The organism is Brevibacillus sp. SKDU10 (genome assembly GCF_001645205.1).
Taxonomy (GTDB): Bacteria; Bacillota; Bacilli; order Brevibacillales; family Brevibacillaceae; genus Brevibacillus_B; species Brevibacillus_B halotolerans.
The window spans coordinates 1-10,352 of sequence record NZ_LSSO01000196.1 but is presented as its reverse complement, the minus strand read 5'-3'; the positions used below and the strand labels follow the sequence as shown (position 1 = coordinate 10,352).

8 protein-coding genes and 1 pseudogene are annotated in these 10,352 nt (G+C 39.2%); 1 reads left to right on the top strand and 8 read right to left on the bottom strand.

Features of this window, described 5'->3' with window-relative positions; translation table 11 throughout:
• Positions 1 to 125: 125 nt before the first annotated feature.
• From AYJ08_RS19895 to AYJ08_RS19880, 4 genes are all read right to left on the bottom strand, one after another.
• Complete coding sequence (locus tag AYJ08_RS19895) at positions 126 to 1,160, bottom strand: hypothetical protein (RefSeq protein ID WP_064019153.1); 1,035 nt, start codon at positions 1,158 to 1,160, stop codon at positions 126 to 128.
• 383 nt (positions 1,161 to 1,543) lie between these two features.
• Complete coding sequence (locus AYJ08_RS19890; RefSeq protein ID WP_157452898.1) at positions 1,544 to 1,711, bottom strand: hypothetical protein; 168 nt, start codon at positions 1,709 to 1,711, stop codon at positions 1,544 to 1,546.
• 379 nt (positions 1,712 to 2,090) lie between these two features.
• Positions 2,091 to 3,128 carry a BclA C-terminal domain-containing protein gene (locus tag AYJ08_RS19885; protein ID WP_064019151.1) on the bottom strand — a complete coding sequence of 346 codons (1,038 nt, stop codon included), beginning with the start codon at positions 3,126 to 3,128 and terminating at the stop codon, positions 2,091 to 2,093.
• A gap of 270 nt (positions 3,129 to 3,398) precedes the next feature.
• Positions 3,399 to 3,821: a hypothetical protein gene (locus AYJ08_RS19880; RefSeq protein WP_064019150.1), complete on the bottom strand. Its 423-nt coding sequence runs from the start codon at positions 3,819 to 3,821 to the stop codon at positions 3,399 to 3,401.
• Between the two features lie 368 nt (positions 3,822 to 4,189).
• Between AYJ08_RS19880 and AYJ08_RS19875 the strand changes: the two genes are divergently transcribed.
• Entirely contained in the window at positions 4,190 to 5,014 is an 825-nt protein-coding gene (locus AYJ08_RS19875) for an MBL fold metallo-hydrolase (protein WP_064019149.1), read from the top strand.
• A 143-nt stretch (positions 5,015 to 5,157) separates the two neighbouring features.
• On the opposite strand, the gene AYJ08_RS19870 is transcribed toward AYJ08_RS19875, so the two are convergent.
• The 4 genes and pseudogenes from AYJ08_RS19870 to fdhF form a co-directional block, all read right to left on the bottom strand.
• A complete protein-coding gene (locus AYJ08_RS19870) occupies positions 5,158 to 6,147 on the bottom strand; it encodes an acrylyl-CoA reductase family protein (RefSeq protein WP_064019148.1) in 990 nt (329 codons plus the stop codon).
• A gap of 184 nt (positions 6,148 to 6,331) precedes the next feature.
• Positions 6,332 to 7,531: a dicarboxylate/amino acid:cation symporter gene (locus AYJ08_RS19865; protein WP_064019147.1), complete on the bottom strand. Its 1,200-nt coding sequence runs from the start codon at positions 7,529 to 7,531 to the stop codon at positions 6,332 to 6,334.
• Between the two features lie 471 nt (positions 7,532 to 8,002).
• A complete protein-coding gene (locus tag AYJ08_RS19860) occupies positions 8,003 to 8,497 on the bottom strand; it encodes a helical membrane plugin domain-containing protein (protein ID WP_064019146.1) in 495 nt (164 codons plus the stop codon).
• A pseudogene (gene fdhF, locus AYJ08_RS19855) lies at positions 8,497 to 10,352 on the bottom strand (formate dehydrogenase subunit alpha); the annotation flags it as partial. The gene AYJ08_RS19860 and the pseudogene fdhF, both read right to left, overlap by 1 nt.

The window sequence follows — 10,352 nt, the reverse complement described above, 5'->3', positions numbered from 1 at the left end:
ACCCTCTAGGGCTTCCTAGAGGGTATTTTGTGCATAAATAAAAGCTCTATCTCATTTTAAAAGTATCGACTTAGCAAATAGACTGTCATCTATAGACCCTTGGGTCCATCTCAAGAATACTCTTTTTAGTCTTGATTTAAGTATGGAGTCTTTATCTTAATGAAATCAATTTCCCCTTTTTTCGTAATATCTATAACAGCTACGGTTCCATCCTTTTTCTCCATAATGTAAGAACTATACCTATGTTTATTTTCTCTGTATGCTGACTTGAAGTCATTGCCATCCATTCCAAAAACCTTCTCCAAAATTATTTTAGCTTTTCTCGTTACTTCAGAACTCGATATTTCTTTATCTGGTAAATGAAAATCTCTGGAGGTTACGTGCAAACTATAAACCCGACCTGTCTTTGCTCCCATAGTGATACTATCACCATCTACAGTTTCAAATCTCCAAACATCTGTTTTGTAACTACTTCCATCCCCTCGCAACGTTTCGTTTGAACGTACAGCTTCTCGTAACTGAGAAATTATCCCGACAGAACCTAATGCTTTCTTAGCAATATTCGCATGCTTCTGATCTGCATACTTTGCATCCATGCGAATATGGTACTCCTTCATTTTTCCTGTAGATAAATCGATTTCTATGAAGTTGGGGTTACCGTTGTAGTTAAGTGTAAAGAAACTTGCTGTATGCTCTTTAGTATCTTCTCTATTATCGTTGGTAATGTTCACTCTATTAAATTTCATTGCGTTCTCATTAATTTGTTTTACATAGGATTGAACAATTTGGATCTGGTCGCTACGTAAATCATTGAATGGAAGAAATATTTTCGCATTGAATATTCGACCTGTTTTTTCTTCTATTTCGACAGTAGCACTTCCACCTTCAATTGACCAATCAAAAGATAAAATTACTCTCCTATCCAATCCTTTTACTAATTCAAATTTTTTTATTTTCTCTAGTTTAAATTGTTTTCCATTTTTCAACAATCGATTCACTTCATTTTTTGCAGTTGATAAAAACGCAGGATTGATCTGCTTTACATCTACTACTCTCTGGTTTTCATATGTAACATACATCTTATGTTTATCTTCAGAAGCCCATACGGGTGATGAGAAAAGTAAACTTGTTACAAATAGCGGGAAAACGATTTTCTTCATTTTTTCATTTCTTCCTTTCTACACTGTTACTTTTTATATGGCAAAATTGTAATCCGACCACCGCCATGTAGCGCCGCAACGTAAGCCGGGAGAGGCAGTACTTGATTTTCCATAGCCTTAAAGCTTTATTCGAACTCATAGCTTAAAAACCATTTCCTTCAACACGTCCTAAGAAGCTGATGCCTAGATTATGAAGCATTAAGTTTTTAATTCCTCATCCTACCTAACCCTAACAATTAATATAATACCAAATTTTACGAAAATACAGGATAAAGTCTAATCATTGTTTCTCCTTGATTTAACCTTCCTGCAAAATTATTTGATAGATAAACTCATCAGGATTTGCTTACCAACTGGACCAGTTTTTCAAAGAACCCAACTGCTTATCCATTGTTAGCTATGACAATGCCATACTCCCCATCTGTTGTATTTAAAATTTCTTTTGGAAGTTCAGAAAATTGAAGTTGCTCCTCAGGGAGATCAAAAGCCTCTAGTTCATTTACATATTTTTCTTCAAAAAGCTCTAATGTAACAGTAATTATATTTTCCAAAGCAACCCCCGCCTTTAATTTCTGAATTTTATCTAATTTTATTGTACCACAAGACAAGAACGTATGTACTGTTTTTTATTCTTATCACCTGCTTTTAAAAGTCGGTTTCTTTCATGCATGGATGCCCTTGTCGAATCCTTTGACGAGTATTTGAATGTAAATGAGATTCGATATAAAGATGCAAAAGAAAAATCGTTTCCTTATTTCTTAGGAAACGACTTTCCTCATTTTATCTCACCTGTATTTTTCTTTATGAATTTGTAAAAAGATAGGTACATGTTTCGTTTCCCTGACAAGCTTATAACGGAAACGTTCATACTATTCATTAGCGGTTTTTTAGTGAATTCGAAATGCTAATTTATTTTTTGAAATTTTCTTATCATTCTAGCCGTTGAATGGTTAGAAAAGCCCCTTCTATACCGTTTCCTAAAAAACTAACAGCGACATTATCACCGATTAACTGAAGGGTAATTTTATCTCCTTTGATTAAGTTTTCCTGAGTTTCAGCACCAAACGTATTTGTCTGTTTCCCTCCACTTTTAGAAGTATTAATTTCAACTGTGTTATTCCTTACTAATCTGGTAATAAGAGTAAAAGAATCGATTGAGGTGATGCTATATCTGAGTGTATAACGTCCATCTTCTGGAACGATGAAAACTCTGTTCTCGTCTTCAACTGTGAAACTATCCAATATTTGATTGTCAGGCAGAGGGAGATTTATCCCTTCTGGTGGTACAACAATAACAAAGGGACTAGTAGGGGGTGTTAAAGTGGCAGTCATAGTATTGACGTTTAGATTTGGACCTATTGCTCCTGTTGGACCTGTTGCTCCTGTTTGCCCCATTGGTCCGGTAATTCCTCTCGCCCCTGTTGGGCCTGTTGGGCCTGTCGCTCCCGTTGGCCCTGTTGGTCCTGTCGCTCCTGTCTCTCCCGTTGGGCCTGTTGGGCCTGTTTCTCCCGTTGGTCCAGTAGGACTAAAAATTCCTGATTGTGTTGGACCTTTGTCTCCTGTGGCTCCTACGTCACCAGTAGAACCCGTTGCCCCTGTTGCTCCTGTGTCACCAGTAGAGCCAGTTGCCCCTGTTGCTCCTGTTTCTCCAGTAGGTCCCGTTTCCCCTGTTGCTCCTGTTTCTCCGGTAGAGCCTGTTACCCCCTTTGTCCCAGTTGCTCCGGTAGGTCCCGTTGCCCCTGTTGTTCCAGTTGCTCCGGTAGAGCCCGGTGCCCCCGTTGTTCCAGTTGCTCCAGTGGGTCCCGTGGCTCCTGTTTTTCCACGTATAAATGTCCAACAAAATGTAGACGATGAAGAGGATATACCATTTGAACTCTTCATGTATATTGGATTTTTCCTAGTAAACTCTTCAAGATCGGTATTTGCAACTTCATCCCATATTCTTTTTATATCGTGCAGTTCTTTCACTATTTACACCTCCCTTTTACTATCAAGGTATTCAACGCCTGAGGAATTTTCTTGTACAAACAGTACCTTATCTTATAAATTGGCATTTCTCTAAAAAATTTAGCTTTTTTATCAGATTTCTTCAATGCAAGATGTACTGTTTAAGACCTTCTACATTAACAACATCTTCTACAGACATCCACCAAAAATCCTCATCGTTTCTAATCTCCATGAAGCTGTTGGGACATCTTTGCATTGCATCTAAAAAAAATAAATTTTATTATTCCTTAGTTATTTTTTAAAAATAATCGTCGTGACAAGAGAGATATGATAAAAAAGTAACGATCCAACTATATAAATAATATAAGCTTTAAAGCTCAATATTTTTTGTAGAATATCTCCTTTAGTTAATCCGAAGAAAACCAAAGCTATGGTAATACCTGCTAAGAAATATAATCCAAGATGTACAAAATACAGCCTACTTTTGTTCGATATTCCCATTCTATTTGTAATAAGATCGATTAAGATCGTGCATGGAATTCCAATAAGCAAAAATATCGGAATGGAATACACTAGATAGATGATCACTAGAGTTATAAAAGGAAAATAATAGGTATTTGGCTCGCGTGCTATCGTTGGAGTATATTCTGATACTGCAAGAACTAAACAAAAAAGCATTGCGGTAACGACCCCAGCAAAGATTCTATGTAGCATTGCCCTTCCTCCCTTTTTACTAGTCTACTAATAGTTCCTATTCATTAATTTCACTAAGGTGAAAAAACTGTGGTTGAAGGGCTCCCAGTCTTTCCGTCTTCAATCTTTCAATCTCTTATGCTCCTCGATTGTCGCGAAAGTCTCTGCTAACAAAATTTATAAGCCCAAATTATATTTAAAAATAAAAGTCCCGTAACGCAACGAAATAAACTTACTTTTATGATTTTTCAACAACTTTGTGAAAGGTAGGTTTTATTATGAAGGACTTCAGCTCAAAAAATAAGTCTCACTTGTTTAGTTTCATGTATACTAAGTATAGAACACACTGAAAATACTGAAAATACTCGCATTTATTTAGGAGGATACATATGCAACATTTCATCTGCACTACCTGCGGAGTTCAATATTCTAAAAGCAAGGAAGCCCCGCCTTTTTGCCTGATTTGTAAGGAGGAAAGACAATTTGTGAATCCTCTTGGGCAGACATGGACAACTCTCGGGGAGCTACAGCAAAATGCAGACTACACGAATGAAATTGCAAAAAAAGAAGACGGATTATTCAGTATTACGACAAAGCCAAAGTTTGCTATAGGACAGAATGCGTATCTTTTGCAAAGTAATGGTTTTCAGCTTTTATGGGATTGTATTACCTATTTGGATCAATCAACCATTGAGCAAATACAGAGTCTAGGCGGTATTCAAGCAATTGCTCTTTCCCATCCACATTATTACTCTACTCAGGTAGAATGGGCTGAAGTCTTTAACGTACCCGTCTATGTTCATGCAGATGATAGAGAATGGATCACTCGTCCTAGTGAACATATCGTGTATTGGTCAGGAGAATCTCATGACGTAACGGATCAATTGACTATTTATCGCTTAGGGGGACATTTTAAAGGCGGGTCTGTCTTACACTGGAAGGATGGGAATAACGGAAAAGGTGTTCTTTTAACAGGAGACATCATTCAAGTAGTAGCAGACAATTCTTGGGTGAGCTTTATGTATAGCTATCCGAATTTAATTCCATTACCAGCTAAAAAAGTAAGAGAAATAGCCGATAAAGTACAGGGTTTACCATTTAATCGTTTATATAACGCGTTTCATGGAATCGTTGCCGAGAATGCTAATGAATCCGTACAAAAGTCTGCAAAACGCTATATCAAGGCTTTAGAAGGAAGCTTATTTGAAACCTGATACATTCATATGAAAAATGCAATACAAGCAAGACTGTTGGAATTGCCAGCCTTGCTTGTTTGTTTTTTTGACAAAATGCAGGAACCTTACACTCTCATATAACACCTAGCTTAATTTTCCTATAATATGCACGTAAGGTTTTACTACAATTTCACTATCGTCCGTCCACGTATCTGCCCCTCTAATATTTGAGAAAGCGTCTTAGGCAATTCCTCCAAGGTAATTTCCTTAACCATTTGATCTGTCAAATGCTTTGGTTTCATATCGGATGCTAGACGTTCCCATGCCATTTTGCGTCGATTCATCGGGCAATAGACGGAATCGATTCCAAGTAGATTCACTCCACGTAAAATGAAGGGATATACACTTGTAGACACATCTGCTCCACCCGTCAAGCCACTTAGAGCAACAGAACCCCCGTACTTCATGGTAGAAAGGAGATACTCTAATGTTTTCCCCCCAACAGGGTCTACTGCACCAGCCCAAAGCTGCTGGCGCATTGGCTTGTCGTCCACAGCAACAACCTCATTACGGTGTAAAATATTAGTGGCGCCTAGTTCTTTGAGATAGGCATGCTCACTTTCTTTTCCTGTACTAGCCGTCACTTCATAACCATTTTTCGCTAAAATATCAACTGCAACGCTGCCTACACCACCTGTAGAACCAGTCACCAGAACAGGTCCCTGCTCTTTCGACAAACCATTCTCCTCTAATCGAATAATAGATAAGGCCGCTGTAAAGCCCGCTGTCCCCAAAATCATTGCTTCCTTCATTGTTAAGCCATCGGGTAGGGGCACAACCCATTTAGCTGGAACCCTAGCTATCTCACTAAATCCCCCTGGATGAGATACACCTATTTCGTAGCTTGTAGCGATTACCTGATCACCTACTTGATATCGTTCATCCGTCGAGGCTATTACTATGCCCGCCAAATCAATTCCTGGAACCATTGGATATTTGCGAATGATACGATTCGGAAGTGTCGCCATGCCATCCTTGAAATTAACACTGGAATAGGCAACACGAATCGTCACTTCTCCCTCTGGTAAATCAGCTATAGACCGTTCTTGTATCTGCATGTTGGATTGACCATTTACAACATCCAGCACGAGTGCGCGATAGATATCCTGCATGAAATCCACTCCTTACATGATTGCTTTCCCTATGAAGTATAAATTGAATTACCTTTTATGAAAAGAAAACATCTAGCAAACTTTTATGTATCAATTCCTTTTTTCTAGTCTTCCCAATAAGAGTATGAGCAATTTTCAAAGCAAAAAGGACTCTACCCAAATAAAGGATAGAGTCCTTTGTTTTTTATGCGATGGGTTCCATCTGTTCTACTGGCTGATGTGCCTTTCCTTTACCTTTAATGCGATCCACGATAATTGCAATGGCTCCATCTCCTGTTACGTTACACGCTGTACCAAAACTATCTTGTGCAATATAAAGGGCAATCATTAATGATGTCAGTGATGGACTAAATCCAAGCATTAATTGCAATAAACCAATTGCTGACATTACGGCTCCACCTGGTACTCCTGGGGCAGCCACCATGGTAATGCCCAGCATGAGGATAAATGGAAACATCGTACCGAAAGTAGTAGGCATTCCATTCAGCATCATTACAGCCATGGAACAGCTAACCAGCGTAATCGTACTTCCGGATAGATGAATCGTTGCACATAGGGGAACTACAAAATCTGCAATCTGATCGCTTACTCTATTTTTCTTCACTTGACGTAAGGTTACAGGTATTGTAGCCGCTGATGATTGTGTTCCAATCGCTGTCATGTATACAGGAAACATATTCTTCATTAAAGAAATATAGCTTTTACGTCCCAATTGTCCAGCGATAAAATACTGTACGAAAAGATACAAAATATGCAATGCAATAATAATGATAAAGACTTTAAAGAATACAGAGATAATCAGTTGTACTTGTCCAGCATATGTGAGATTGGTAAACACACACATGATATGCACAGGCAATAAAGGTACGATTACAGATGAGATTACTTTTTCAACAATGGTTCTAAGATCAACCATTACATTTAGAAGAGAATCTCCCTTGAGGGAAGCAGACCCCAATCCCAAGGTAAAAGCAAGAACAAGCGCGCTCATAACACCCATGATTGGCGGGATTTCAATCGTAAAATAAGCTTGAGTTAACGCTTCCTCTGGATTTTTGAAAGCACTAGTTAACGTCCCCACCTCTAAAATATGCGGGAAAAAGTTGGTGCTTACAAAATAGGCGGCCAAGCCTGCTACAATCGTAGAACCATATGCGATTGCTGTCGTTAATCCTAAGAGCTTTCCAGCACCCTTTCCAAGCTCCCCAATACCAGGAGCAATAAATCCAATAATAATCAATGGAATAATAAAGTTAAGAAAGTTACTAAAAATACCGCTAAATGTTGCAAATCCTTTGATGATCCATTCAGGCGAGGTAGAGCCAATCATTACCCCTAAAATGATACCTAGAATGATTTTGGGTAAAAGACCTAATTTCTTCATCATTTCACTTCCTTATGTTTCTTGGTGTTGAAGTGTACACGTCAGGTGAACACTATTCCGCCAGGTATGGATTACTGCTAACGTACCACAGCAGTTTTGTTTTGTCATCCGTAATTTTTATAATATAACTCTTGTGAATTTTCTTTCATTTAGCAAAAAACCTTGTTAGTAAGCCTTTTTTAACCGTAACACAAAAACACTTACACATTCTTCATAAAAAAAAGAGGCCTTTTTTAATAAAAATAAGTTTTTGTAAGGGCTTTCACTTACTTGTGGAACGTATGTTTGTTTTTCTCAGGTGGATATTTGTCAATTTTAGCGGATTCACTGAACCAACGTTTTTCCGTTCTACTATTGATAATTGCAGGCAAATCCCTTTTTCTTCCTTTCTTATTTCCTGTTAGGCTGAAAGTAAAAAAAGGCGGTTGGATTCCGCCTCTTTTACTTTCCCTTCCAATTATTTCCCTATCTTTATTTCTGTTTCTCTTGCTCTCTGAGATTTTCTCCTATCCCTTTTAGCATATGTATGCCAAAAGAAATCGCACGATTGATATCAGGATCTTGTAGTGCTTTGAATAGATCAAACATACCTATTTTATTCTCTTTAGCACTGGCTTCTTCTGCTTTTTGTAGACCATGTGTAAGACTTGAGACCAACTTCTTGGTCATCTCTGGCTCTATTTGGCCTAACGCTTCTGTTACTGCCATGACGTTATTAATCGATTTCGTTACATTTGGCTTTACCAACTGCTTAACAGCAATGCCAGCCATCTTTTCCTTGCTTTGAACCATAGATTGCACAGTTTCTAGGACACCCGCTTGGTGCAGCTCATCCAATAGTTTCACGGATTGACGAATACTTTGTGCATGCATGGCGATCTCTTCTTTTAATTGAGTAAGTTGTAACTGCTGGTGCTCCTCATTTGTGATGGTTGGTTTCGCTATTTTTGTAATAGGTCTAGCCATTATTGCTTCCCTCCTGCTACATTCACATCGGCGATAGACTCATAATCAGCCCGTGCCCATTTGCGGTCTACCTGAACACCTAGCTGTGGGTTTCGTTTGGCATTGCGTGGATTATTTTTTGGCAATGGATTTTGGCCGCTATGTTCAAGTACTTCCAAACGTACCTTGGTTTGTTTATAAGCTGGTGTTTGCGTACGAATATCCCCTATATTACCTGTTAGGATATTAATAGCATTGTCGCTGCTGACGGAATTCATTGGGACATACAGCTCTTTTCCTTGTACACGATTTGTTACAACTGCTCGCAATTTGATAGCTCCATATGGTGATACTAGACGCACTAAGGAGCCGTCCTTGATCCCGCGTTCACAAGCAAGCTCAGGTGACACCTCCACAAATACTTCTGGCACTTTATATTGAATGCCTTTTGACTTATTTGTCATGTTCCCTTCATGGAAGTGCTCTAATAAACGCCCGTTATTCACCACTAGATCAAATTCCGCTGAATAAGAAATAGGTGGCACATATTCTACTAAGGACAGGCGGGCCTTACCATCTGGGAAATTAAATCGATTGATATAGAGTAACGGTTCATCTGTTCCATCAGGCAATACAGGCCAGATCAGACTGTTCCAATTTGCCAATCTTTCATAGCTGACCCCTGAGAAAAGCGGACTTAGGCTGGCAATTTCGTCCATAATATCACCGGGGTGAGTATATCCCCAATTAGCGCCAAGGTGGTTTGCAAGCTGTGTAATGATCCACCAATCTGGTTTGGAATCCTCCCATGTAGGCAATGCTTGATAGAGCCGTTGAATCCTTCTTTCGGTATTGGTAAATGTACCGTCCTTTTCTAAAGAAGGTGCTGCTGGCAAAATGACATCTGCAAATTGTGCCGTTCTTGTAAAGAAAATATCCTGTACGACAAAGAAATCAAGCTTACTTAAGGTCTCTTGTACATGATTCGAATTGGAATCAACCCAAGCCATATCCTCCCCAATCAGATACATTGCTTTTAATGTGCCTTCTTCTACTGCCTCTAACATCTGAATGTTCGTATAACCCGGCTTATTAGAAATTTTGACATCATACGCCTTTTCAAATTTTTGACGTGCCTCATCATCAGAGATGGACTGATAACCCGGTAGCCAATTTGGTAATGAGCCCATATCACAAGCTCCTTGAACGTTATTATGTCCGCGCAGTGGGTACGCACCTGCACCATGCCGGCCAAAATTTCCTGTGATTAATAAAAGGTTGGCAATTGCTGCGGATGTATGAGAACCTGCTACGTTTTGGGTAACTCCCATCCCCCACAGTACGCATGTACCATCTGCCTCACAAATCATTCTTGCTGTTTCTTTTAGTTGCTCTTGAGAAATTCCCGTCACTTTTTCAGCATATTCGAGTGTATAGTTTTGGAAGGCTTCCTTATACTCTTCTAGGAAATTGACGCGTTTTGCTAAGAAGTCAGCATCATGCCAGCCCTGATCAATGATATATTTGGCTACCGCTGTTAACCAGACAAAATCTGTCCCTTGATTCGGATGTAAATAAAAATCCGAACGTTCTGCCATTTCATGCTTGCGCAAATCTGAAACAATTAGTTTTTGACCATGTAATTTCTTTGCACGCTTCACCCGTGTCGCCAAAACTGGATGACCCTCTGTTGGATTCGCTCCAATGATAATGACTACCCCGGCGGCAGCAATATCACTAATTCCACCTGGATGCACCGCCATAACCAACAGTTGACAATAGCCCGTCTGTAGCTGGAGATTGGCAATAACGTGAACAGTTGTCTACATTATTTGTTTCAAAGACCTGTCGGGCCAATTTCTGTACCAAATAAGCT